We start from the raw sequence: 24,839 nt of genomic DNA, 5'->3' as shown, positions 1-24,839 counted from the left end.
ACTGCGTAAGGAAACAGACAAGTAGTGTCTGAACTACATATGTTTTTTGAAAGGGGAATTTGCAGGTGAAAAGATTTTTAACAGCTTTGTCTTTCACAACAGTGATGGTCCTTTCCGCGTGCGGCGGGGAGGAGCAAAATGAACATCCTCAGGACAACGAGGGAAACCCAAGTGATGCTGATGAAAATCAGATTAATGATAATGGAGAAGGCGATACTGCTCAGGACGGTGATGACGAGAATGGCGATGCGGCTGACGACTTAGCAGCTGACGGAGCGGAAGCAGATGCCGGAGAAACGATTGAAAACGAAGCTGGTGAATTTACCGTGCAGCAGCGTCAGGAAGATACAGATACGATTGAAAGCGGTCCTGTTGTGCTGGAAATTGAACAGGCAGTCGCTGCATCAGGAGATATTAGCGGCGAGCTTGCGGATCAGCTGCGGGAAGACGAGATAGATTATGTGCAGGTGGACATCACTGTGGAAAATACCGGTGATGAAGAAGTTAACTTTTACGTAAGCCAGCCTATGTTGATAACGGACACTGGCGAAGAACTCCGGAGCAACAGGTGGCTTAACGACCATCTCGCTGGTGAGCCGCTGGAAGAGGGGACACAGAGCGGAAGCCTGTTTTTCGTCCTGGAAGAAACCAGCGCAGAAGAAATCGAGTCAGCGACCTTAGTATGGGACGCCCCGTTTGACGAAGATTGGGAAGATGTGGGCGATGATGTGGAAGCGGAAGTGGTTTTTTAAATATTGTGGGGAAATCAGGTATGATTATCTTTGAAGAAAAAACCTTATTGCGAAAAGAAGGGTCTTACTTGCGAAATCAGTGGTTCTACTTGCGAAATCGCCCCCACTCTATTAGCAAAACGAAAAAAAGCTGCTTACAGTGTCTGGCACTGAAGCAGCCTTTTTTTACGCTAATTTAATTTTAGTATTTGTTAGACTGCCCGCCGTCAATATTGATGACTGAGCCGTTAATAAAGCTTGCTTCACCAGACAGCAGGAATGCTACAAGGCTTGCCACTTCTTCCGGCTTACCGAAACGTTTCATTGGGTTAACGCTGACAAATTCTTTTCCTGCTTCCTCCCAGTTGTCCCCGGCCATTTGCTTCAGAGAGCCTTCGACCATTGCTGTCATAATAGCACCTGGGGCAATCGCATTAATGCTGACTCCAAACTGGCCGTACTCAACAGCTGAGTTTTTCGTTAATCCCACAACCCCATGTTTACTCGCCGCGTAGCCTGACTGGTTGCCTACTCCGCGAATTCCTCCTACAGAAGCTGTGTTAACAATGGAGCCGGAGCCTTGCTCTTTCATTACTTCCAGGACGTATTTCATGCCGTAGAAGACACCATTTAAGTTAATGTCGACTACTTTTTTGAATTCGTCGCTCCCGAAATCTTCTGTTAGATTTTGTTTTCCTTCAATACCGGCATTGTTAAAAAAGCCGTCGATCCTGCCGAATTTCTCCTTCGTATACTGGACATAATTTTTTACATCTTCTTCTTTTGCCACGTTTGCCTCAACAAGTTCAACCTGTGCTTCGGGAACTGCTTCGAGGATTTCCTTTTGGCTTTCCTCCAGCGCTTCCTTATTCAGATCCACCAGTACTAGATTAGCACCCTCTTCAGCAACTCGCACTGCAGCTGCTCTTCCAAGACCGGACCCTCCTCCGGTAATGATAACTGTTTTACTTTCGTATCTTTTCATCAGTATCAGCTCCTGTTTTAAGATGTGATAAAATATTATTAGGTTTCTATTTTGATTGTAATCGCATACACAATATTGTCACAATCAGTAAAAATACTGCATTTGTTGACCAGATCGACAGTTTTGCTTTTTATGTTGATGCATTTTTTATTTAGGAGGAAAGAAGGATGAAGGCAAAGACGGATAAGCATTCAAAACAGAGCGAACGGACGAAATCCCATTTGAAAAAAGCCTTTACAGAACTAATAAATGAAAAAGGCTACAGCCATGTCTCCATCACCGATATTGTAACGAGAGCACAGTATAACCGGACTACATTTTATCTTCATTACACAGATAAAGAGCATATAACAGAAGAACTTCGGAAAGAGATGTTCACCCAGGTTAAATGCAAAAGTGTTGATCGTTATGTAAAGGGAAAAGAAGTCTATGTTGCTTCTATGGGTCCGCGATCCTTTGACCTCATCCATTTTATATTTGAAAATAAGGATTTCTTTAATCTTTACCTGAAAGAAGATACAATTCCGGGGCTTTACCAGGATCTTCCCCGGGCTATTTATGAAACTCTTGAGGAAGAGTTCGTATTATCCGCGACTGGGAAAAGTAATATAAACTCCGCCCAGCAAAAGCTGTATATGGCTCACGGGACGGCGGGGCTGATCCTGGAGTGGATAAGGACAGGATACGAGGGCTCAGCAGATGAGGTTTCGTTACAGTTAGTGGAAATACTCAAGTCTTTTGCTAAAGGATTTAAGATCAGTTTTAACGGACAGAAGGAAGTCTCTGAATAATCAGGGGGAGTTCTACAAAACTCCCCACTTCCATGCAGCCAGAATAACGATTAGGGCAGTAATTATATGAGGCCATAACGTTGCTGGCAGGCATGCACTGAATATTGTGGGAAATTTGGATGAAAACACGGGTAAATGGAAAACCTCACTATATAAATTATTTTTTGGAGGTTTTCCTGTGACTTACACCGAATATTGGGATCAGATATACAGTAATATAGATGAGCTGAATTCATTGATATTATCTTATTGGAATGAGTATTCAAGCCCGGCTACCTGGGAGTTTTCCATCGTTCTTTCTGCTACACTGCTGCCGCTGATACTGATTTATTTTTTTGTTGACCGCAGAAGGATTTTTGAAATATTTTTCTTTGGTTATACTGTGCATGTATTATGGACCTACGTAAGTCTGCTGCTGGAAAGTACACTGTATTTTATCCAGCAGCGCTTTTTAACCCCGTATCTTCCATTTTCCCTTAATATGACTGCTTCAGTTCTTCCTGTCGCCTTTTTATTTGTATATCAGTACTGTACTAATAAAGGAAAAAACTACTACTTTTACCTATATGCGATAGTAGTAAGTGCCCTGTTTGCGTTCGGGCTTGCGCCGGTTTCGGTGTATCTGGAGTATATAGATCTTAGAAAAGGTATGAACTATTTTCATTTGTTCCTCATTGATATAGGAATAGCCTTCACCGCATACTGGTTCACAAGGCTGGTGCTGAAAGCGCAACGGGGGTGACCCGGGCGGTGCCTGTCACCACCCGAATAATCTTGTTTCACGGCGATTGTTTCACGCTTCCAGCGACCGGCAGAGTAGGGGGAACAGCCCCTCCGCGAAAACCAACCTAACATAATTACCCCCGTCCAATTCAAGGACGGGGGTATTCTGGTGGAGTCAGCCGGCGGGTCTCTGAAAATCACTCATTGAATTAGTTAATAATCCCGTGATGGATTATTTCAACCTCCACATTCACGTTTACCGCCATTTCGGCATATGATTCTTTCCATGCCTCTTCCTCTTCGTCGAATTTATCATTATGAAATGCCATGATCTCCCTCCGTATTCCAAAAAGGTCTGATCCGGATTCCTGAAGTTTTTTAACTGTATTATCCGTTAGAATCTGAAGGTCATCTTCAACATCCTGATTTAATTTTGCCACGGTATCGTGTTCACTCAGCTTATCGGGAGGATACTCCAGGACATTTAAAAATAAATGAAGATCAAACTCTGCTTCATAACTGCCTTCCTTTGGGATGATATTCATTTTTGTTTTATATTCATCGATTTGATACGTAATATAGCCGTGACTCTCACTTTGGCCATTATCGGGCAAATTTGTTGTCATGATTATTTTATCGTTTTTTGAAACGATGTCACTTAAGAGGTTTGCTATTATGCTTTCATTATTTGTAAGCTGTCCAGACATCTTTTTGCCAGTAAAAAGGGCTGTTCCAGTGACTAGTGAATTACCGCCTGACGAAGAAACTGAGCTGATTAACGGCAGGTGAAAATCTCTGCCTCTGTCCAGCATTACCGGACAGATGTTCTGCAGGTTCACAACAGGCACTATTGCATCCCTTTCGGCACTTTGAACCAGGTCTACGAAATACTCGCTTATTAATTCTGGTTTTTCAGTAATTCCCTGAAACAGACTTTCTGCCTTTTCTTCCGTAATTAATATTTTAGAGGCCAGTGGTGCCCGTGGATCACGGTAAAAACTATCCAGTATCGTATAGAGATCCTCCTCCGCTAATGCTCTGTGAACGAGAATGACCCTGATTTTTGAGGAATCAAGCAGCCCGCCAATGGTATTGTCAAGGTTTACTCTCAGCTCTCTTATTGTTTTTCCAGTAGTGGAGAAGATATCAGAAGTCAGCTGCCCGCTGTCCTGTCCTCCGGTGCTTCGGGGAACGCTTACGGTTGCTTTAAAATCTCCTTCTTCCGTTTTATCAATACCCATGGCATAAATTAAATCCACATCGTTCAGTCTTAACTGGTCCCAGCAGCCGGCTGTAAATAATAATAATAAACACAATAGAAAAAGCTTGATCGAATACTTCATGTACTCACCTTTTGTTTTTTAAATAATAGAACAAACAGGAAAACAAGTGCCGGAACCGCTATTGTAAAAGCAAGGCTGAGATTTGTGACCTGGCCCAGAAACTTTTCAACTGTCAAATCATTTCTTGGGTACAGGGCGATCAGTGTACACAGAGCCAGAACAAACGGTGCCGCTGTCTTATGGTGCCGTAATCCAAATGTCTGTTTTATTCCAAGTGAGGTTAGGTAAGCGTAACTGACCAGAGAGGAGGAGATCAGAACAGTCCATGTGGACAAAAATAAAATATCCACTCGCTCGAATACTGGAAAAGTAAAAGCTTTTAATATATACAGCACTGGCTGAGGAACTAACATCAGCTCTTCAGGACTAAAAAAAATATAAGTCAAAAGGGAGAAATATGTAGTGTAGCCTGTGTAAAAAATATTAGAGTACGTTGCTGCTAAATATTTCTGCTTATTTGTGCCTTTTACGAAAGGATATAAAAATAACATCACTTCAAAGCCTATAAAGGACAGAAAACCATCCGGTATTTTACTTAAAATAGTGTAAACGCCGCTTCCACCGACTGGAAGCAGATAACGAAATTCCACATTTGCATATGCCGGAAGTGATAAAACAGGGAGAATGATTAATACATAACAAATGACAGTGTGGTAACGGCTGATAATCTGCAGTTTTTCCTTCACCAGGTATAACGCGACCAGGCTCATGGATGAAACAATTACCCAGTTGGGTGTTTGCGGGAAGACCCACACTTCAAGTACCGAACAGTATACTAACAGGATTTGGCCCGCAATGAGCAGGAAAAATAATATATAGGCGGCTGATATGGCTTTACCCATGAACTTTCCGAAAACAGCTGTCATTATTTCAAAGAAAGTTAACGAAGGGAAGCGCTTAACTAATAAAGAGTATAAAGTGATCAAAATCTGAATGATGATGCCGATCAGAAGCACGGTAATCCAGCCGTCGGAGCTTCTTTCAGAAGTATGGACAGAAAAGGGCAGAGAAATAAATCCTGCCCCTATTTGTGTCTGTAATATAAAAATCATAAACTGCCGTGGAGAAATGGATTGTTTATTCTCCTGAATCATTCTTATCCCACTCTCTGTTAGGTCCTTGAGATGTTGTTTGCTCAGGGTGCACTTCTTTCGGCCTTTTAGACATTTTCCAGTCAGGAAATCTGATGAGACTATCCTTCAGGCCGCTCAATTGCAGAGGGGCCAGAGGAGCAAAATAAGGGGAACCAAAAGGCTCCAGCTTACATAAATTCATAACCATTAATATAAAGCATAAAGAGATGCCGATATAACCAAAGGATGCGGCGGCAAACATAAATGGAAACCTCAGCATTCTTACTGCCGTATTCATTTCCGGAGAGGGCACGACGAAGGAGGCAACAGCAGTCCCCGCCACTACAATTATCGTAATATTAGAAACTAATCCAGCTTGTACAACAGCATCCCCAATAACGAGCCCGCCTACAATTCCGATCGTTTGTCCAATTGGACTAGGGAGGCGTATCCCTGCTTCACGGATCAGTTCAATGGTTAATTCCATTATTAAGGCTTCTATTATTGGAGGGTAGGGAATTCTCTCAATGGAACTTTTAATTGGTATGATTAGTTCACCAGGTATCACCTCTAAATGATAAGAGATGGTTGCAATATAGAGCGCTGGGAAAAAAATCGCGATAAAAAAGGCAAACATGCGAATCATTCTGTAGAAAGACCCTGCAATAAAGCGGCTGTTATAATCATCAGGTGACTGATAAAATGTAAAGAAACCGGAAGGTAAAATAAGAGCAGTAGGACTATCAGCGGTTAATAGTGCTACTCTGCCATCAAGAATGTTTGCCATCGCCCGGTCAGGCCTTTCAGTCATCAGCATCTCCGGAAACGGGGAAGAGGGCTGATCTTCAAGAAACTCTTCCATATATCCAGGATTGAAGATCATATCTGACTCAATAGCCCGGATTCTTTTCTCGATTTCCTGGACTAAAGATGGATTGGCGATCTCATTCATGTAGACAATTGCTATATTAGTATTTGTTTTCTTACCGACTTTAAAGTATTTCACTGCTAAATTTTTATTGGCGATTCTTTTTCTTATTAAGTGAATATTGGTATTAAGATCTTCAATGAATCCGTTGTGTGCCCCTCGGATGACCATCTCATTGCCCGGTTCTTGCATATCTCTTGAAAGGTTCTCTGCAACGGAAAAGCAAATAGCCTGGTCGCTTCCTTCTGAAAAAATAACTACATAGGCATTCAAAAGTTTATCGACAATTTTATCTGTGTTTTTTTCGGTAGTAACAGTACTTGAGGAAATCACTTCGCTAATCTCACCAGGGGTGTTCTCCACACCAGGCAGACGCTCAAATATAATTTTAGACAGCTTTTCTTCGTTAATTAACGTTTCAATAAAAATAGCTGCGGCTTTCTTGTTCTTGAAGGTAAAATAACTGGTTTTAATGTCCTGGGAATCTTTAAACTCATTCTCAATAAGCGACGTATTTTCATTTAATGATAAAGTGATCTCTCGTTTTTCGTTTTTATCCATTGAAGTTGCTCCCGGATTTAAGGATGATAAGAATAGGCTAACCAAGAAGCCGGGAAGTATGCGTTTGAGGGCAGTGCCTGTTTCGGGCGGTGCCTGTCACCACCCGAAAAATCTTGTTTCACAGCAATTGTTTCACGGCGAAAGTAGTTTGCAGAAATAACTGAGCAGTAATAGAGGAGGATTTTTAACATGAAGACATTATTATTAACAGGGTTTGAGCCGTTTTTGAATTTTCCGGTGAACCCAACGATGGAAATTGTGAAAGAGCTTGATAACGAAGTAATTAACGGATATAAGGTTGCTGGCAGAATTTTAACGGTGGATTTTAACCGAAGCGGCGATCAGCTCGTGAAAGAAATCGAAAGGGTTAATCCTGATGCGGTTATTTCTCTGGGGCTGGCAGGAGGCAGGTTCAAGATTACGCCGGAAAGAATCGCCATCAACTGCAATGACGGGGAACCGGACAATACTGGCTACAAACCTGACGGGGAGAAAATTGATGATGCAGGAGAGGACGGCATTTTCACCACTCTTCCAGTAAAGCAAATGGTTGCTGCCCTTGGAGAACAAGGCTATCCGGCGGAAATATCCAATACTGCCGGCACGTATTTATGCAACAATGTGATGTACCGGGGACTGCGGTATTTTCAGCAGGAAAAGAGCCAAGTCCCATCCGGATTTATACATATCCCGGCGTCCCATGACCTGGCTATCAGGCATGGTAAAATCCCTGGCTGGCCCCAGCGTGACCTGACGGAAAGCATCCGGGTATGCATCGGGTGCCTGTAGTTCGGGTGGTGCCTGTTCGGGTGGTGCCTGTCACCACCCGAAAAATCTTGTTTCACGCCCAATGTTTCACAGATTGTGTAAAAGAGGAAAAAAGGTCGTTGCTCGAGGTGAGAGGAGGGGCACCTTGCGTGCAGAAACCAAAAAGCCAGGTTACACACGAATCCCGTGAGTGACCTGGCTTTTTTAATTTATTTTGTATACTCTGCTAAAACCCTCCGCGTAATTCACCTAAGAAGTAATCTATTTATTTCTATAAGAAAATATGTAAATATAACGCAACGACCTAGACCTCTTTTCCTGAAAAAGCATAAGTTAATCATGTACTGAGAGTAATCTTCGGGAAAAGAGGGGGAAACACTTGAAAGAAAGACCAATTATAGCCGTTACTGGCAGTGCAGGAAAATCAACAACTAAAGAAATGATTGCTTCTATTCTTAAAAATAAATGGACGATTTATAAGAGCAAAGCTAACTTAAATCACTACAGGTCAACTCAAAAGCATATACAAAATATAAAACAGTGGCACCAGGGTGTTGTTTTAGAATTTGGTATGGGCAGTAAAGGAAGTATTGCTAAACATTGTAAAATTATTAAACCTACAATTGGTGTGGTGACAAATGTTGGATCTGCCCATGCTGGCTATTTTAGGGGTAAAGTTCGGGGCATTGCAAAAGAGAAATCCAACTTAATTAAAGGCATGAAACAAGATGGTCTATTGTTCTTAAATGCTGATGACCCAAATTCCAGACTATTAGATTTAACTGGTTTTAAAGGGAAGGTCGTGAAAATCGGCTGCAGAAAGAAAGCGGATTATTTTGCTTCTAATATTCAGTATGCTGATAAAGGTATGACCTTCGATGTAAATATTAACGGAAAAAAATACTCGTTTTTTATTCCTGTTTTTGGATCTCACCATGTTTTAAATGCACTGTTTGCTATTGCCGTTACTCATCAACTTGGATGCAATACAGAAGAAATAAAAAAAGGGTTAAAAAACACTCTGAAAATGAAAAGGAGACTTAAACTCTTACACTTGAAAAATAAGGTAAAAGTTATCGATGATACCTACAGTTCAAATCCACAAGCAGCTATAGCAGCTATAAGAGTTCTGCAAAATATTAGTAGTCAAAAACGAATTGCTATCCTGGGAAGTATGTTTAGTTTAGGGAGTTATTCTGTTCATGGACATAAAAAAGTTGGAAAGTACATCGCCAAAAAGAAGATTGACCTTTTATATACTCTGGGGTCCCAGGGCAAATTAATCGGAGAAGGAGCAATTAGTGCGGGATTTCCGAAAGAAAATGTAAAGCATTTTGATACGAAAGAGCGATTACATGAAGAACTAAAGAAGACACTTGAACCAAATTCGACGATCTTAATTAAAGGCTCCAACAAAATGAAAATGCACAGAACTGTAAGATTCCTTCGCAGGATGCTTTAATGGTGCCTGTCACCACCCGAATAATCTTGTTTCACGGAAATTGTTTCACAGATTGTCCGAGGGGCTGCCCATAGTGTGAGGGGGCACCTTACCTGGAGAAACGAAAAAGCCGGTTACTTACGAATCCCTTGAGTGACCTGGCTTTTTTTAATTTCATAAGAGATCTCCCCAGTTCAGAATAAGTTTCTCTCCAATCTTTATTTTAATTAAATGGTAAATGAAGTTTTATAAAAAAGTAGTAATTCAATAAAAAATGCAGATACTAATAACCTCATATTAAAAATTCAGGAGGGCGGTAGTGTGGCTTCCAATAACATTGACTTGACCAGTGCGGAAATGGGTTATTTATGGTATACATATCAAGCTCAAAGCATGAACTATTATGTTTTAAAATATTTTAATGCAATCGTTGAGGATCCGGAGATCAAACAAATCAACGATAAAAATATGGAGCTTTGTGGCTCGGTAATGAATGAAATTAAAACAATTTTCCTTGGTCAGAATATTCCTGTACCGGAGGCATTCAGTGATTCGGATATTTTATCAACAGAAGAAAAACTGTTTACTGATCCCTTTATACTTTTTTATCAATGGTTTATAGCAAAGGGAAATTTAAACTTCGGATCAATATCCATCAATACGATTGCCAGAGAAGATGTTTTTAACTTATTTAACAGGTACATCAGTGAATCGCTTAAGATATTAAATGATGCAAGGTTATGCTTATTAAACAAAGGATTATGGATAAGAGCCCCTTATATACCTGTACCTGAAAAAAACGAGTTTGTGCAAAAAGAGAGCTTTTTAAATGGCTGGTTTGGCAGGGAGCGGCCTCTTTTAGGAATTGAAATCGCCAGTATTTTTTATAATTTGGTAACCAATACACTCGGTATTAGTTTGACTGCAGGATTTATGCAGGTTACAAATGCGGGAAAGCTAAATGACTATTTCAAAAGAGGGAAGGAAATATCGTCAAAACATGTGGAAGTATTGTCAAAGCTCTTGAAAAAGGAAGAGCTGCCGGTGCCTTCAACGTGGAACCCGGGAGTTACATCATCGACTGCTGCCCCTTTCTCAGATAAACTAATGCTCAATTTAATAGCTGCTTTGAATGCTCAAGGAATGAGCAACTATGGCGCTGCTGTATCGAACGTGCTTAGAAGGGATTTAGCAATGGATTTCACGAGGCTGTCAGCAGAGGTTGCAATTTATGCTGAGGATGGGTTGAAGATACTGATTGAAAACGGATGGATGGAGCAGCCACCTCAGAAGAATTAGCTGGCTTAGCTGGTGCCTGTCACCACCCGAAAAATCTTGTTTCACGAAAATTGTTTCACGGAGGGTTGCGAGGGGGCACCGTGCCTGCAGAAATGAAAAAGCCAGTCACCGGCTAATCCCGAGAGTGACTGGCTTTTATTCGTCTAGAGCCTTCTTTGGCCTTGCTCTGAATTTATGATGAAACTTATCTCGTAATTGATAAATTCACCACCCAAATGATAGCCTGAAGCGAACGAATCAATGTCTGTTTCAATTTTAACTGTTTTCCGCTCTTTCCCCTTCAGTTCAACTTCGCATGGCGCCCCGTTATTCATGAGTGACAGGGACCGGAAAGCTTCCTCAAACCAGTATTCTTCAAAAAATTCAACCGTGAAATGAACTTCTTCACTAGAATGGTTTTCAAACACAAGCTCACACGCTCCGCGACCAGTCTGTGCAAACTCGCAATGACTCTCGGTGGAGTCGTAAGAAACTGCATATATATCTTTCGCTAGTGTGTTTTGATAAAAACTGATAAGAGGCAGGGGCAAAAAAGTAAATAACAGCAGGGCGGCAATAAGCAACCGCCAATGATATTTTTCTAAAGAGCTCAAAAAGAAATAGAGACTTCCTAAAAAAATGAACAGCGTAATAATACCGATGATATTAGGGTAATAGTGAAAAAAGAGCTTTGTCCCACAGCCTCGCCGTAACCATGGGGGAAAGGGAAGTTTATAGCCATGCAATGGTAAAAAGTATACCGGCTATGTATAAATACTTTCTGTTTTTGATCATTGGTCACCATCGTCCCTTCCTGAAATTTCCTCTGCTATTATTTTACCATGAAAATCCCAGCCCTCTCTTCGGTGCAGAAGAATTATTTTTTCAAAGCTCATTACTAGATTTGTTTAAATTTGGAAAACGTTTGTAGCGGAAAATGTAAATTCTGTTACCTTTTAGGTGGTGGGTTCGTATAGAGAAGAGAGAGAAGCAGAAGTATCCAAGGCAGAGATGCAAATAGTGAAAAAAAGAGGAGGAACTGCCATGGTTAAAAAGGGATTAATGCTATTTACGCTGGTTTTCCTCCTGAGTGCCTGCAATGATGATGAGGCGATTTCCTCTGATGCGGAGGAATTAAGGGAAGACCTTATAAGGATTCACCAGCTTGAGCCCGTTGGGGAACTGGATAAAACGATGATTGATGACGGGATAAGTGACGCTGAGGAGTTAAATCTTCAGGGAGAAGACAGGGACTGGTTTATGTTCTATCATCTGATTTATGCTACTACTGGCCAGGAAGCGGATAGAGAGCAGGTATATGAAGACAGCCAGCTCAGGATGCAGTATGAACAAGCATGGCATGACCTGGCTTCCGAACGTTACGGTGTTGACATGAATCAAGAAAGGCTGGAGGAAATTATCGAGAGGCGTTTACCTCCTTTGCAGGAAAGTGTGGAAAGGCAAAACCTGTATGCTTATCTCGCAGATGAACTGGGATACAGCCTGGACGAATTTTTCTACAACTTCACTCTTCATATATACGAAAGATGGGCAGTGGAAGAAGAGCTGCACCCGCTGTTAGAGGATGAATATGAAGAGGATGCGGAAGATGAGTTTATCAGGTTACAATACCGACTGGAAGTCATTGACGAGATGGTAAGGGTTCATTCGTAAAAAGTGCTGTTGAAAGATGAAACGAACTGAACATGGAAAAAGTTAATTGGGGGATTTCATAAGAAAAGACGTATGGACAACCATGCGTCTTTATCTATTATTCACTCTCAAAGCTCAAGGGGGCGCTTATCGGACTGGGAAGCAGGTTTAGCAGATGAATAAGGTTTCTTGATGAGGTTGGTTCATCCCCTGGGTGTAGGAGATGCATCCTCTGGTTTCAATAGACGGAAAAATTCCGCTTAATTATTAATTACTAATAAAAAATGCTTAAATAGACGGAGAGATTCCGACTATTGACTCGAAAAACGCGAAAATATAAGATTTTACCTTACATAACCGGAAAACCTCCCCTTAAATTACCCCGAAATGAGTTCCAGCCTATCTATAACCGGAGAATCTCCGTTTATTATTTGTGCTTTAAAGGGCTCTGCATGTATAGCGGCATAAAAGTACGATTCAAAATATGGTTATAAAAGTTAAACATTCAATTAATTAGTAACTAAAGGGAGGAGTTGTATGACATTAAAAATATATAAGATCGGTCAAATGACTGCTTCTTCATTGGTGTAGTCCTGTAGATTTTATCTTTTACACTAATAGTTAGTATGTATCCATATATGATGCTCTGTTTAGCTTTTATGCTGCTCTTCAGCGGACTGACAAATCTTCACGAAAGTCAGCGGTTTTTAGGAATACTGACATTAATTATTAGCATTTATTCCATTTCTATATTTCCTTAATTTTGGAATCTAAAGCAAAGCTAATCGACATCTGATGGCCAGGTGGCAGCTATGGTGAAACTTGAAAAAGAGGTAGATTAACAGACAGAATTTTTCTCCAAACAAATTCCTTGTTTAACCAAGTTAAATTACGTATATTTCTAATTAAGGAAATTATATTCCAATTATAATTCACTTACAAGGAGGATTCTGCGATGAAAAAGTTATGTACAACTCTTTCTTTATCAACACTATTAGTCGTAGCAGCCTGCGGCGGTGAAGAAGCTGATGTGGATGAAGACAACAGAAATGCGCAAAACATGAATAACAATACCGAGTACAATCTCGACGATGACGCCGATGACGGGAATGATAATGAAGAAGACGGGACGAACAACAACGGTCTGGAGGATACAGACCCTGACCTGAACGACAATGAGACGAACGAGGAAGCCGCCGGGGACGAGAACGATGAGGATCTTGGAGAAGACCTGGCTGATGACACCTGGGAAACGGAAGTGGGCGACACAATTGAAAATGAAGGAGGCGTCTTTACTCTCCATAACCGCCAGGACGACATTGATACGATTGAAACTGGACCGATCATCATGGATATTCAGCAGGTGGCAGCTGTGTCTGGAGAATTAACCGGTGAAATGGCCGATTTCCTTGAAACGGACGAGCTGGATTACATCCAGGTTGACATACAGGTAGAAAATACGGCCGACGAAGACATTACTTTTTACGCCGGGCAGGCAAGAATGTCAACGAGCACAGGAGAGCAGCTGGAAAGCGACATGTGGCTGAGCGACCATATTGACGGTGAAATGATGGCCGGCACCAGCCAAAGCGGGAGCTTCTTCTTTGTTCTGGAGAATTCCAATGCGGAAGAAGTAGAATCAGTAAGATTAGTCTGGAGCGCACCACATGACGAAGACTGGGAAGATGCAGGAGATGAAGTGGATATTGAGGTAGAGTTCTAAGGTAATTAAGCAGAATAGAAGCCTCTCAGAATCACAGGATTCTGGGAGGCTTTGTTGTGTGTTGAAAATAATGGTTCTCTGAATATCCAGCAGCGAGAACATAAGTGCAGATCAACTCTTCCTTTTTGAAAAATATAAATTAAATACCGAGCAATATAAAGATTGTAAAACTTGATATGAAGGACAGTATTGATGCAATTAAATAGGGATTCAGGGAGGAGGCCGTTTTCATGCTTTCGCCTTTTGGCAAATAACCTCCTGACTGGGAGATGGAGGCATTCGCTTCCCCCATAGCAGAAAATCCGGAGCCGGAGTAAGTAATAAGACAGGCTACTGCACCAACTACAAATGCAGTACTTGAAAAAGCGAAATCAAAATAAAGGGCAATGCCAGTTACAATTCCGAGCAGAACGAAAAGAGAAATGAACATTTTCAGTAAGTATATTCTCATAGTTAATAACCTCCTGGCTTAGGTTTTAATATGTTATACGGTTCTCTGGTGGAAAAGGTTCCCAGTTGCTTTCGGGGGGTGACAGGCACCACCCGAAAAATCTTGTTTCACAAAAATTGTTTCACGACAATATCCCGTCACCAATCAATAAGATGTTTAAATTTATGAAAATAAGTTATATGTACTAAAAGGGTCAATTAACGAGGAGGGTTCGAAATGAAGAAATTAGTTACTGCATTGTCATTATCCAGTTTGTTAGTCGTGGCAGCGTGCGGCGGCGAAAATGCGGATGTGGACGAAAACGACAGAGAACAACAAAACATGAATGATAATACAGAATATAATCTTGATGACAGTGAAGGCGAGGCGCCGGAAAATAACGAAACAGATGACATGAACGACGACAATGATATGAATGGATAAGAAGCAGCTGATTTTTCGAAATAAGAAGCACACTCTGCATTAAAAACCAGAGTGTGCTTTCTTGTGTATTATAGGTAAATAGCTTTTTACAGCAAGCTGTCTATGATCTTATAAAACTCCCTGCACTGCTTTATTAATCGTCCACGCACCTTCGCTTTTATTGGAAGAAACCACTAAAGTGACGTCTGCTTCAGGATAATAAGCGGAGTGGAAGCTCACACCCGGGTCATAGCCCATTACGTGGTACTTGAAAATGCTGTCATCATCCTTCTTCACAATCCATACGCCATATCCGTAATAGTCATCTTCCTCCACATGAGCATGCGGGGTGAGGAGCAGCTTCGTTGTGTCCTCTTTTAGCAGCCTGAAGGAAAGGAGTGCTTTCCACAGCTTCAGCATATCGCCTGAAGTCGTGAACGCCCCTCCATCTGCGCCTCCTTTAACAGGAATGGAGTACACATTTGTTTTCCAGCTCCCGTCCTCATGGTCGATATAGCCAAGTGCAGTATTATGCGGCAGCTGATCCAGGGAAAAATAACCGGAATCAGCCATACCGGCAGGCTTGAATATATTCTCGACGATGTACTCTGTGAACGGCATACCTGTTTTTTCCTCAACAACTAACCCGAGCAATATAAAAGCGGCATTATTGTAATAGAATCTCTCTCCGGGAGAAAACAGCATCTCTTTTTTCTGGAACATGGGCAAAAATGCAGCAAGGCTGTCCAGCAAATACATGGGCTGCTCCTTCCAGAGATCGGCGAAATCCTCCATCACAGCTTCATCAAAATAATCAGGCATACCAGAAGTGTGAGTTAACAGGTGGTGGATTGTCACGTCAGGATCAAAATTAGGAAACTCTATATCCAGACAGTCCGCAAGCTTTGTTTCAAAGCTTACCACTCCATTCTCCACCAGCTGGCAAATGCCAATAGCGGTAAAAAGCTTACAGCCGGAAGCAATGCCAAACCTAGTATCCAGCTTGTTCTCCAGTTTCTCCGCCCTGTTTGCAAAACCATGAGCTGCCTGAAAGACAATCTCATCTTTCTCTTTAATAAGGACAGTACCGGAGAAATCCACCTCACGGGCAGCCTCAGCAAGCAGTTCATTTAATTGTTTACTAGTTTTAAGCAAGAAAACGCACACCCTTTAAAATGTATTTTAAGCATCAATGACAAGGGTAACGGACAACTCTGACAGGTTCAGGGACTCAAGTTAAGGATACTACAGTTGTGGTGCCTGTCACCACCCGAAAAATCTTGTTTCACAGCGATTGTTTCACGCTGACAGAACAAAAAAGGAAGCCGGTAAAATGCCGGCTTCCCTCCCTGAACATGATTATCCAGTGTGATTATTTAAGATAAGCATTATAGAATCTTGTCATTGCTACCGCAAATTCGCCTCTGGATACTGTCTCTTCAGGGGAGAAAGCAGCATGAACTGTGGGTCTTAAGTCAAAACGCCCCTGGGACACTGTAAAACCAGCATTTAGTATATTCAAATCCAGAGCAACCTGTACATAGCCTTTATATTTATCCGAAACTTGACCGCTGTCATCGAGAGTGATTCTTTTGTCATTATATTGCACTGTTATATCCCCTGAATGCTCAAGCGCTTTTTCCTCCAGCCCCAGGCTCTGCACTAACGAATACGCGAGCTGCTCTCTTGTTACAGACCCTGAAGGTGCGAATTCTCCGTTTTCTAAAGGTGCAATTACAGGCTGCTGACGCTGAACAGTGTCTTTTAAAGCAGACCCTTGAGCTGTTGCAGCTTCAATATATGCTGTTTCAATATTACCTAAATCGGTAAATTGGTGTCCTTTTGCCTGGCGGATGCCTGCTCCCATAACTAAGTATTCAGCAAGATCTTTTCGTGACAGATCTGCATCAGGTGAAAACCCTCCATTATCCAAACCGTCAAAAAGTCTGTTTGAAACACCAAGCTTAATAGCTCCTTCCGCAGGATGACCTTCAATGTCATCGAGCCCTGTAAATTCACTTACTGAGGAAAAAGACAGGGTACCAGTAACCTCATCAGGGAGAGCCAGACCAAAAGGATTTAATTCATTTCCGCGCAGGCCGCGGATTTCAGCTTTCCAAGTTCCGGAGAGGGGAGAGCTTACTGAAACTGTTCTTGTAAAATCAAGCGGAAACAATAGACTGACACCGGAGCTGTATTCTTCTCCATCAGGAGATATAAGGACGAGGTTAACAGGATTCCCTGTTTCCTCCAGCAGTCCTTTCGCATCTATTCTCGCAGTCAAATGGGCAGTATCGTCCTCCACTTGAAACTCATACGCATTCTCAGAAATGAAAGTTAGTGGATTGAAATCAACTGAAAAGTCCTGAGTTTCTGTTGTTGCTGATGCATCAGCGTTAAAATCTTTATCCATCGTTAAAGTCTGGCCATATTCGGTGCCGTTAAAAGCAGCTTCAACTGCGGCATAGGCATTAACATATCCTGCTCCCACTTCCCATGGTTCATGCCCAGGCATATTAGTAGCCGTTTTTTCGAGAATAGATTTAACTTCATCTGGCGAAAGGAGCGGATTCGCTTCCAGCATAAGAGCGACGATTCCTGCTACATGAGGAGTTGCCATGGATGTTCCGCTCATTGTTGCATAATAGGGAAGATAAGCCGGCTCTATCATTTCAATATCTTTCTCAGCAGACAACGCAGAAAGGGGTGCTATTACCCTCGTTGAAATGATATCCACTCCAGGAGCTGTTACTGTTGGACGGTCTTCCCAAGTCCATTCTTTCCCTTCAAAATCAAAGGTTCCTCCTTTATCCTTTGTTCCTCTGGATGAGAAGTCAGCTAAAGAACCATCTTTCACACCAGCGCCGACTGATATAACCCAGGGAGCTTTTGCATATGGATTATGTGTATTTTCACCAGGACCTGAATTACCTGCCGCGAACAGAACAGTAATTCCTCTGTCATATGCTTTTTTGCTGGCTATATTTATAGGATGATGCGGGTCAAAGTCACCGGAAGAACCCCATGAATTTGTAATAACCCTAATATCATATTTAGACTGGTTAGTAATGGCATAATCAAAGCCGCCGATCCCGTCAAGGACAAGAAGAACTCCGCCGGAACCATAGCCAATTAAATCAGCTCCAGGCGCGACACCTTCGTATTTTCCGCCGGACTGGGCACCTGTGCCGCCTACCGTTCCCGCTACATGAGTACCATGTCCTGAATTAGTGTCTGTGTTGATTACATTTTCTTTATAGGTGATTGGCAGAAGAGAAGAAACCGCATTAAGGTTTGTTGAGCCAAGTACATTCTGGACCAGGTTTTCGCCAAATTTATGGTCGTTATGTGTACCATCCACGCCACTGTCGTTTACAACTACTCCAATGCCTTTACCAGATACAGGCATTCCGCCGTTTGCTCTTCTCATATCATCGTCTGTGCGGACTTTCTCCACTCCTGTGAGACTGTTGGAATCCCCGTTAAAATATTCAAGCTCTTCGTTTAAATAAATGGACAGTACTTCGTCACTTTCACTGAGCTTTTCGATTTGCGTTTTTGTAGCCAGCACTCCTGCTATTGGCAGGTTGTTCATGACAACCCCGCTGTCAATTCCGAGAGTATCAAGAATACCCAGCTGATCATCTGAAGGGGCAGCATCGCCCTTAAAGGTTACTATAACTTCGGCAGTTCCTGTTAAAGCCGGCAGTACCTCTTTCAAGTTTGGGTCAAGGACTTTGCTCAAAGTGCTTGCCTGGGCCTGGGAACCTGGGACGGAAAAAGAGAACACAGGCATTACCAGCACTAAAATTAAAAACAGCGATAACAATCGATTCATTCAGACATCTCCTTTATAAATTTATTAAAGCTTATATAGACATTGTGTCAATTTCAGTCAATTCCAACAATTCTGCAAAGGGAGTAATTTAGAGGGCATAAGTAGTAGCCGCGGATTATACGAAAGATGTATGATGCTTTTTAAAAATAGTTTTTTATCCCGAGGCAACCGTCCGTAAAACTCCAATCCAAAACATGAGCGGAAGCGAAGATGTTTATTAGGCGGGAGATAACGGACACTAACATCCCGATTAGTTTAACTAGCAATCAGCGGGGGATGAATAGAACTCCTACTGAGTGACGTTTTAATTTATCTGGCGGGTTCTGAAGCGAACTGAAAAAAAGGCCTGCCATGAGGCAGACCTTTCCATTGTTATTGTAAGTAAGAGGCGTAAAAACGAGTTATTCCCACAGCGAAATCTGCTCTTGTCATTGTCTCTTCCGGTTCGAAAACAGCTTCAACTGTCGGTTTTAAGTCAAAGCGGCCCTGAGAAACAGAAAACTGCGCATTTAGTATATTCAGGTCAAGAGCAAGCTGCACGTATCCTTTGTATTGGTCGGATATACTGTCTGAATCTTTTAATTTAACTCTGTCGTTTTCATATTGAACGGTTACATCTCCCGAGTGTTTTTCCGCTTCTTCCTGAAGCCCGAGAGACTGCACCAGACTGTATGCAAGCTCTTCCCTTGTAACGTTTTGGTTCGGAGCAAACTTACCATTTTCCCTTTCCAGCATAACTCCGTTAAATACCTGATTTCCGTCTTTCAGAGCGGCTCCCTGAGCAGTTACCGCCTGGATAAACGGCGTGTCGGCTCCTTTAACATCCTTCCAGCTGCCTTGAGCTGATTGGCGAATGCCGTTCCCTACCGCTAAATACCTGGCAAGGTCATTCCTTGTGAGTCTGTGGTCAGGCCTGAAATTATTATCATTGTAGCTGTCTGCCAGTTTATTCTGAACAGCAACTTTAATAGCCTCTTCCGCTTCGTGTCCTGCTATATCGTCCAGCCCGGTAAAGCTCCCGGAACGCTTAAATGTCAGCTGTCCCTCTATTTTTTCAGGGAGGGCTATTCCCTCCAGGCCTTCCAGCTTCATATGCCAGGTTCCAGGCGTTGGCGAAATCACCTGTACTGTTCTGTCAGTAAAGAGAGTAAACAATGCGGAAATTCCGCTTCGGTATTCGTTACCTTCAGGGTCTTCCAGAATTAAATTGATAGTGTTGCCAGTCAGCCCTAAAAGGCCATAAGCGTCAACTTTTGCAGTCAGTTCAGACAAGCCTTCCTCCACTGTAAAGCTTTTACTATTACCATTGAGGGACAGAGGATTATAATCAATTATTACCTCTTCCTGATTCACTTCCATTTCAGTGCTTGCATTAAATTCATAATTCATTTTTAAGGTACTGCCGTACTCAGTTCCATTTAAGATATGATCCACAGCTGCATGTGCGTTCACATATCCCGCTCCGGTTTCCCAGGTCTCGTATCCAGGCATATTTGTTGCCGTCATTTCAAGTATTTCTTTTACTTCAACTGGTGAAAGGGTTGGATCTGCTTCAAGCATTAAAGCGACTATACCAGCTACATGGGGAGCTGCCATAGAAGTACCGCTCATCGTTGTATAATAAGGCAGGTAAGCGGGTTCAATCATCTCGATATCTTTGTCAGCGGATAACACGGACAGAGGAGAAACCACCCGGGTAGATATAATATCGACTCCCGGCGCTGTAACCGTCGGGCGGTCTGTCCAGGTCCATTCTTCACCATCCACGACAACTGTACCGCCGTTACCATCCAGGCCGCGGGAAGAAAAGTTAGCAAGCTTGCCGTCTTTTGTTCCTGCCGCAACTGTTATGACCCATGGGGCCTTTTTATAATTTCCTGAAATCGTTGCTTCTCCAGGCCCAGAGTTTCCTGCTGAAAAAACTGTTACTATTCCACGGTCATACAGCTTTTTTGTTGCTACATTGATAGGATCATCCGGGTTAAAATCGGTTCCTGCATCGGCAGTGGAGCCCCATGAATTCGTGATTACCCGAATGTCATAACGGTGCTGGTGCGTAAGAGCGTAGTCAAAGGCCCCAATCGTATCCAGTATTGCTATACCTGCTCCTGAGCCATAACCTACAAGATTTGCACCTGGAGCGACACCTTCATATTTTCCGGATGACCGTGCGCCTGTCCCGCCAACGGTTCCAGCCACATGTGTTCCATGGCCCGAATCAGAGTCCGTGTTAGGGACATTCTCTACATAAGTAACTGGAAGAAGACCGCTGATTGCATTCAGGTTTGTTGCCCCCATAACATTCTGGATGAGGTTTTCCCTGAATTTGTGATCATTATGGGTGCCGTCAACCCCGCTGTCATTAATCACTACTCCAACGCCCTTACCAGAAACAGGCAGTCCGCCGTTCGCTTTTCTTAAACTGTCGTCTGTCCGGACTTTATCCACTCCTGTCAGTGCAGTGGAAGAAGCATTTTCATATTCGAGTCTTTCATTTAAAAATAAAGAACGTATCTGTCCCGATTCTTCCAGAGAAAGAATCTGTTCTTTCGTTGCGACCACACCAGCAATTGGGAGATTCTCAAAGGTTATCCCTTCTTCAATTCCCAAATTGCTCAATAAGCTTACATCTTCCTTGGATGGAGCACCGTCCCCCTCAAAAGTAACTATTACTTCCAGCGGACCGGTCACCGTTGATAGCGCGTCTCTTAATTTGCTGTCGACCGCGTCTGTGATTTCTGATGTATTGCTGCCCTGGACGCCTGTTCCGTATGGCAGAAAAACAGAAAATACAAGTAAAAAAGCCAGAGTTAACTTTACGTAATTCCGCATTATTATTCCTCCTGTACAGAATTTTTTGAAATATTACTCAAATTATCACAATTTCTTACGGAGTAATCTATTCTGCAGAAGGAGTAAACAAGTAAGCGGAAGTTTTATTTTCAACTAATACTAAAGTATTAGCGCCGGCTGGCGGGCTATATTTTGGGGATTTATCAGCCTTCGGTTTTACTTATGGAAGAGGGACTAAATTTTGCTGAACCGCATGAATAACCGCCTGGGAACGGCTCTTAACATTCAGCTTTCTGAAGATTTTGCTTACATGAATCTTGACAGTTTTTTCACTGATAAACAATTTCTCCCCGATTTCTCTGTTACTCAGCCCTTCCACGAGGCAAACGAGCACTTCTTTTTCCCTCTCTGTGAGTTCTGATTCTTTTTCCTGCTTTTCTTCCTGATGATGAAAACTCAGGAGTTTTTTTGTCATAACGGGATGAATAACAGACTCTCCCCGCATCACAGTGCGTACTGCCTCTACAACCTGTTCAGAAGGGGCATCTTTCAGTAAATAGCCGTCCGCCCCTTCACGTATAGCAGACATGAAATACTCTTTATGGCTGTGCATCGTAAGAATTAATATTTTCACATCTTTGTATTTCTGTTTCATTTCTTTCGTGATTTCCACTCCGTTTTTATCAGGGAGATTAATATCAAGCACTACGATATCAGGCTTTGCTTTATCCATTTTTCTCAATGCTTCTTCTCCGGAAACAGCTTCCTCGATAACTTTCAGATCCTCTTCCAGATGCAGGATATTTTTCAGCCCGTCCCTTAACACACCATGATCATCAACAAGCATGATCTTAATCATTCTCCTCGTCTCCTCTCATTTTTTCAATCGGTACCGTTAATGATATCTCAGTCCCTTCACCAGGTTTGCTGTCTATTTGCAATGAACCTTCAATTTCCTCCGCTTCTTCATTCATGCTTAAAAGACCGAAATGGGGTTCATTTTTTGATTTTAAAATAGCATCGTACAGAGAAAAGCCTTGTCCATTATCTTTAATCTTTAATAAAACATGTTCGCTTTGATAGCTGAGCAGAACTTCCGCTTTGGTTGCCTGTCCGTGCTTAATAGTATTCTGAATGCTCTCCTGAAAAGTATCAAACATTACTTTCTCAACATACAGAGGCATCGGGAAGGGATTGCCGCGAACTTCAAAATCGAGGCTGAAGGTCTGCTGGTTTCTTATAATTTCCACGCGTTTTTGGATCGCTTCCTGGAGTGTCACTCTTTCAGTTGGCTTTGGCCTCAATGCATAAATGGATTCCCTCACCTGCTTCAATCCCCCTCGAAGGCCGTGAAGGCTCCTGTCCATAAGCAGCAAGGCTTCATCCGGCTTCTCTGAAAACTTCTTCTTTGCCGTTTCCAGATTCATCACCGCCCCTGCCAGTGTCTGAGCTACTCCATCATGAATCTCCCGGGCAATTCTGTTCCTTTCTTCAAGCACTCTTTTCTCCTTTTGTTCAGTAATTAAAGATTTGGTTTTCAACGCTACTGCAAGCTGATTTGCCAGAGTAGCAATAGAGCGGATATCCTGGGGCTCAAAACTGTATGTTCTGGTCCGCCCAACCGCTAACACGCCGATGCAGTCGTCTTCAAGGGTTAGGGGAGAATATACTACGGACCTTATTCCTTTATGAAAATAATAATCAAGGGGGCCGGACATCTTCTTTCTGTTCTCTATTACAAGTACGTCTTTGATTTCCCCGACGTGAGCTGATTCCAGAGGTTTATCTGTATCTGCAGTCATTCCGTCTTTAAAATCGAATTTCCAGTTTCCTTCTTTTCTGATTAAGAAGACTGCCTGCGCGTGAAACAACTCCTGAATATGATTGGTCAGGCCGTCTTTCCATTCTGCCGTATGTACCGTCTGGTTTAAATCCTTTGTGAAAGAAAACATAGCGTTGAGGCGGTTTTTTTCTATTTTCAGACGTGCAATGGTTGAGGAAAGAAGGGACAGGCCGACAAGGGGAGAAAAAAAGAAAAATGCGGCAAAGACATCAAGGTTGCCCCGGTTTTCCTGGCTGCCTAAAAAGAACATAAGGGAAATATAGAAAAAGGAAATAAAAGCGCTGAAGACTTCTGAAGCCCACTTCTGCATCCAGACCGAAAAGCGGTACGGCTGGGGCCTGATCCATAACACGATATCCACGAGAAAATTGTTAATCAGATAAAATAAAACGATTAACACTGCCAGTTCACTCATTGGAACCAAATGATCCGCAAAAAAACCTCCGCTGAAAAATAATACCGCAGCTCCTTTTGCCGCAGCGTAACTGATTACAAGCTGTGCCGGATTAAACAATATAATTCTTAAAGGCCGCCTGTGAAGGAGATTCACAGTCATAACTACCAGAGCATAGCTGAAGATAATGGCCGGGAAACCAAAAACCAGATCCAGTGAAAAAATAATCGGGAAGCTTAAAGAGCTGCTTCCTTTCCATACGGGAAGGGGAAAATACTCCGTAAAGCCAAGAAAGATCACGAGCATAAAATACAGCAGGTAATGTTCAGGCGGAGTCAGAAAAAACATGCATATTAGCACGAGTATCCAGCCCGCAGCAGAAAGGAATCCCATATATATTCCCGCTTTTTGTTCTCTCCTGATAGTATTCATAATGGCACCTCTGTTATCTGAATTTTCTGCACTTAAATTATACTAAGCTCTCCTGAAAAAAACAAAATCCCGGACTGGTCAAATGGCTGCCCACTAACCAATACCGGGATTTCGAACTTTACCGAAAAGTAAAGTTAAGTATTATTCTCCTGCTTCCTCCTGCAAAATTCAATTACCCCTAAGTGATATTTCCTATAATACTTTAGGACTATTCGGGTGGTTCGGGTGGTGCCTGTCACCACCCGAAAAATCTTGTTTCACAGCGATTGTTTCACGCTGGATCCACTGCCCTTCATCAAAACCGATGTTTCAAATGTATGGAAAAAAGTTATAAGTACTAACAGAGGAACTAATTATCTAATATTTTTATTCATTCACTTAGGAGGTTTTGCGATGAAAAAGTTACTTACTGCATTGTCTATATCGGGTCTGTTAGTCGTGGCAGCCTGCGGCACGGAAACGGACGTGGAAGAAGACCACAGAGACGTGAATATCGAAATCAATGAGGAGGATAATAACAGTCTGGATGGCCTGAACGACAATGATACGAACGGTTAAAACATTAGAAATAACCAGAAGCACACTCTGAAAAAAAGGAGTGTGCTTTTTTCACGTAATGGTCTCCCAGATATATATTTAAAGGATTTTTCTGCGGAAAAAGAGAATTGGTGATTATAATGCATCGTCT

General features: G+C 42.3%; 21 protein-coding genes. 10 read left to right on the top strand and 11 right to left on the bottom strand.

All coding sequences use genetic code 11. From position 1 onward, the window contains the following. Positions 1 to 65 precede the first annotated feature (65 nt). The gene (locus tag BK582_RS03440) at positions 66 to 752 is read left to right on the top strand and encodes a DUF4352 domain-containing protein (RefSeq protein WP_078592990.1); all 687 of its coding nucleotides are present in this window, start codon (positions 66 to 68) and stop codon (positions 750 to 752) included. Positions 753 to 933: 181 nt separating this feature from the next. Here the strand turns inward: BK582_RS03440 and BK582_RS03435 are convergent, their stop codons facing one another. Further along, a complete protein-coding gene (locus BK582_RS03435) occupies positions 934 to 1,716 on the bottom strand; it encodes a glucose 1-dehydrogenase (RefSeq protein WP_078592989.1) in 783 nt (260 codons plus the stop codon). Between the two features lie 167 nt (positions 1,717 to 1,883). On the opposite strand from BK582_RS03435, the gene BK582_RS03430 reads away from it, so the two are divergent. Together BK582_RS03430 and BK582_RS03425 are read left to right on the top strand one after the other, a co-directional pair. Next, positions 1,884 to 2,507, top strand: coding sequence for a TetR/AcrR family transcriptional regulator (locus BK582_RS03430; protein ID WP_078592988.1), 624 nt, complete (start codon positions 1,884 to 1,886; stop codon positions 2,505 to 2,507). A 178-nt stretch (positions 2,508 to 2,685) separates the two neighbouring features. Beyond that, entirely contained in the window at positions 2,686 to 3,249 is a 564-nt protein-coding gene (locus tag BK582_RS03425; protein ID WP_078592987.1) for a hypothetical protein, read from the top strand. 190 nt (positions 3,250 to 3,439) lie between these two features. Here the strand turns inward: BK582_RS03425 and BK582_RS03420 are convergent, their stop codons facing one another. Genes BK582_RS03420 through BK582_RS03410 form a run of 3 tightly spaced genes read right to left on the bottom strand, consistent with a single transcriptional unit; the run spans position 3,440 to position 7,135 of the window. After that, a complete protein-coding gene (locus BK582_RS03420) occupies positions 3,440 to 4,573 on the bottom strand; it encodes a Ger(x)C family spore germination protein (RefSeq protein ID WP_078592986.1) in 1,134 nt (377 codons plus the stop codon). Further along, positions 4,570 to 5,667 carry a GerAB/ArcD/ProY family transporter gene (locus tag BK582_RS03415; RefSeq protein WP_078592985.1) on the bottom strand — a complete coding sequence of 366 codons (1,098 nt, stop codon included), beginning with the start codon at positions 5,665 to 5,667 and terminating at the stop codon, positions 4,570 to 4,572. The genes BK582_RS03420 and BK582_RS03415 overlap by 4 nt, the downstream gene beginning before the upstream one ends. Next, the gene (locus BK582_RS03410; protein WP_078592984.1) at positions 5,651 to 7,135 is read right to left on the bottom strand and encodes a spore germination protein; all 1,485 of its coding nucleotides are present in this window, start codon (positions 7,133 to 7,135) and stop codon (positions 5,651 to 5,653) included. Before BK582_RS03410 ends, BK582_RS03415 begins: the two co-directional genes overlap by 17 nt. A gap of 189 nt (positions 7,136 to 7,324) precedes the next feature. Between BK582_RS03410 and BK582_RS03405 the strand changes: the two genes are divergently transcribed. From BK582_RS03405 to BK582_RS03395, 3 genes are all read left to right on the top strand, one after another. Continuing rightward, a complete protein-coding gene (locus BK582_RS03405) occupies positions 7,325 to 7,924 on the top strand; it encodes a pyroglutamyl-peptidase I (protein WP_078592983.1) in 600 nt (199 codons plus the stop codon). Between the two features lie 358 nt (positions 7,925 to 8,282). Continuing rightward, on the top strand, positions 8,283 to 9,365 hold the full coding sequence (locus tag BK582_RS03400) for a UDP-N-acetylmuramoyl-tripeptide--D-alanyl-D-alanine ligase (RefSeq protein WP_078592982.1): 1,083 nt from the start codon (positions 8,283 to 8,285) through the stop codon (positions 9,363 to 9,365). 300 nt (positions 9,366 to 9,665) lie between these two features. After that, positions 9,666 to 10,643, top strand: a complete 978-nt coding sequence (locus BK582_RS03395; protein ID WP_078592981.1) for a DUF3231 family protein — start codon at positions 9,666 to 9,668, stop codon at positions 10,641 to 10,643. A 143-nt stretch (positions 10,644 to 10,786) separates the two neighbouring features. Here BK582_RS03395 and BK582_RS26400 read toward each other — a convergent pair whose 3' ends face one another. Beyond that, positions 10,787 to 11,050: a hypothetical protein gene (locus BK582_RS26400; protein ID WP_134163612.1), complete on the bottom strand. Its 264-nt coding sequence runs from the start codon at positions 11,048 to 11,050 to the stop codon at positions 10,787 to 10,789. Between the two features lie 616 nt (positions 11,051 to 11,666). Between BK582_RS26400 and BK582_RS03385 the strand changes: the two genes are divergently transcribed. Both BK582_RS03385 and BK582_RS03380 read left to right on the top strand, forming a co-directional pair. After that, on the top strand, positions 11,667 to 12,296 hold the full coding sequence (locus BK582_RS03385; protein ID WP_078592979.1) for a hypothetical protein: 630 nt from the start codon (positions 11,667 to 11,669) through the stop codon (positions 12,294 to 12,296). A gap of 934 nt (positions 12,297 to 13,230) precedes the next feature. Next, positions 13,231 to 13,998, top strand: coding sequence for a hypothetical protein (locus BK582_RS03380; RefSeq protein WP_078592978.1), 768 nt, complete (start codon positions 13,231 to 13,233; stop codon positions 13,996 to 13,998). Positions 13,999 to 14,137: 139 nt separating this feature from the next. Here BK582_RS03380 and BK582_RS03375 read toward each other — a convergent pair whose 3' ends face one another. After that, positions 14,138 to 14,449, bottom strand: a complete 312-nt coding sequence (locus BK582_RS03375; protein ID WP_078592977.1) for a hypothetical protein — start codon at positions 14,447 to 14,449, stop codon at positions 14,138 to 14,140. 216 nt (positions 14,450 to 14,665) lie between these two features. Here BK582_RS03375 and BK582_RS03370 point away from each other — a divergent pair, with 216 nt between their 5' ends. Next, positions 14,666 to 14,872, top strand: coding sequence for a hypothetical protein (locus BK582_RS03370; protein ID WP_078592976.1), 207 nt, complete (start codon positions 14,666 to 14,668; stop codon positions 14,870 to 14,872). A 108-nt stretch (positions 14,873 to 14,980) separates the two neighbouring features. Here BK582_RS03370 and BK582_RS03365 read toward each other — a convergent pair whose 3' ends face one another. The 5 genes from BK582_RS03365 to BK582_RS03345 all read right to left on the bottom strand — a co-directional run bounded on the left by BK582_RS03365 (position 14,981) and on the right by BK582_RS03345 (position 24,151). Continuing rightward, complete coding sequence (locus tag BK582_RS03365; protein ID WP_078592975.1) at positions 14,981 to 16,006, bottom strand: serine hydrolase domain-containing protein; 1,026 nt, start codon at positions 16,004 to 16,006, stop codon at positions 14,981 to 14,983. A 217-nt stretch (positions 16,007 to 16,223) separates the two neighbouring features. Continuing rightward, positions 16,224 to 18,689: a S8 family serine peptidase gene (locus tag BK582_RS03360; protein ID WP_078592974.1), complete on the bottom strand. Its 2,466-nt coding sequence runs from the start codon at positions 18,687 to 18,689 to the stop codon at positions 16,224 to 16,226. Positions 18,690 to 19,061: 372 nt separating this feature from the next. Beyond that, a complete protein-coding gene (locus BK582_RS03355) occupies positions 19,062 to 21,521 on the bottom strand; it encodes a S8 family serine peptidase (RefSeq protein ID WP_078592973.1) in 2,460 nt (819 codons plus the stop codon). Between the two features lie 181 nt (positions 21,522 to 21,702). Next, a complete protein-coding gene (locus BK582_RS03350; protein ID WP_078592972.1) occupies positions 21,703 to 22,341 on the bottom strand; it encodes a response regulator in 639 nt (212 codons plus the stop codon). Next, the gene (locus BK582_RS03345) at positions 22,334 to 24,151 is read right to left on the bottom strand and encodes a GAF domain-containing sensor histidine kinase (protein ID WP_078592971.1); all 1,818 of its coding nucleotides are present in this window, start codon (positions 24,149 to 24,151) and stop codon (positions 22,334 to 22,336) included. Before BK582_RS03345 ends, BK582_RS03350 begins: the two co-directional genes overlap by 8 nt. Before the next feature lie 393 nt (positions 24,152 to 24,544). On the opposite strand from BK582_RS03345, the gene BK582_RS26785 reads away from it, so the two are divergent. Continuing rightward, positions 24,545 to 24,709 carry a hypothetical protein gene (locus BK582_RS26785; RefSeq protein WP_167553330.1) on the top strand — a complete coding sequence of 55 codons (165 nt, stop codon included), beginning with the start codon at positions 24,545 to 24,547 and terminating at the stop codon, positions 24,707 to 24,709. Positions 24,710 to 24,839: the final 130 nt, after the last annotated feature.

This window comes from Evansella clarkii (genome assembly GCF_002019695.1).
Taxonomy (GTDB): Bacteria; Bacillota; Bacilli; order Bacillales; family Salisediminibacteriaceae; genus Evansella; species Evansella clarkii.
This window is presented reverse-complemented; position numbering and strand designations above follow the sequence as displayed.

Coding starts and splice junctions, on each gene's coding strand:
- BK582_RS03415 (WP_078592985.1), bottom strand. CDS start 5,667: ATGATTCAGGAGAATAAACAATCCATTTCTCCACGGCAGTTTATGATT.
- BK582_RS03355 (WP_078592973.1), bottom strand. CDS start 21,521: ATGCGGAATTACGTAAAGTTAACTCTGGCTTTTTTACTTGTATTTTCT.
- BK582_RS03360 (WP_078592974.1), bottom strand. CDS start 18,689: ATGAATCGATTGTTATCGCTGTTTTTAATTTTAGTGCTGGTAATGCCT.
- BK582_RS03420 (WP_078592986.1), bottom strand. CDS start 4,573: ATGAAGTATTCGATCAAGCTTTTTCTATTGTGTTTATTATTATTATTT.
- BK582_RS03430 (WP_078592988.1), top strand. CDS start 1,884: ATGAAGGCAAAGACGGATAAGCATTCAAAACAGAGCGAACGGACGAAA.
- BK582_RS03380 (WP_078592978.1), top strand. CDS start 13,231: ATGAAAAAGTTATGTACAACTCTTTCTTTATCAACACTATTAGTCGTA.
- BK582_RS03350 (WP_078592972.1), bottom strand. CDS start 22,341: ATGATTAAGATCATGCTTGTTGATGATCATGGTGTGTTAAGGGACGGG.
- BK582_RS03375 (WP_078592977.1), bottom strand. CDS start 14,449: ATGAGAATATACTTACTGAAAATGTTCATTTCTCTTTTCGTTCTGCTC.
- BK582_RS03410 (WP_078592984.1), bottom strand. CDS start 7,135: ATGGATAAAAACGAAAAACGAGAGATCACTTTATCATTAAATGAAAAT.
- BK582_RS03345 (WP_078592971.1), bottom strand. CDS start 24,151: ATGAATACTATCAGGAGAGAACAAAAAGCGGGAATATATATGGGATTC.
- BK582_RS03435 (WP_078592989.1), bottom strand. CDS start 1,716: ATGAAAAGATACGAAAGTAAAACAGTTATCATTACCGGAGGAGGGTCC.
- BK582_RS03385 (WP_078592979.1), top strand. CDS start 11,667: ATGGTTAAAAAGGGATTAATGCTATTTACGCTGGTTTTCCTCCTGAGT.
- BK582_RS26785 (WP_167553330.1), top strand. CDS start 24,545: ATGAAAAAGTTACTTACTGCATTGTCTATATCGGGTCTGTTAGTCGTG.
- BK582_RS03405 (WP_078592983.1), top strand. CDS start 7,325: ATGAAGACATTATTATTAACAGGGTTTGAGCCGTTTTTGAATTTTCCG.
- BK582_RS03370 (WP_078592976.1), top strand. CDS start 14,666: ATGAAGAAATTAGTTACTGCATTGTCATTATCCAGTTTGTTAGTCGTG.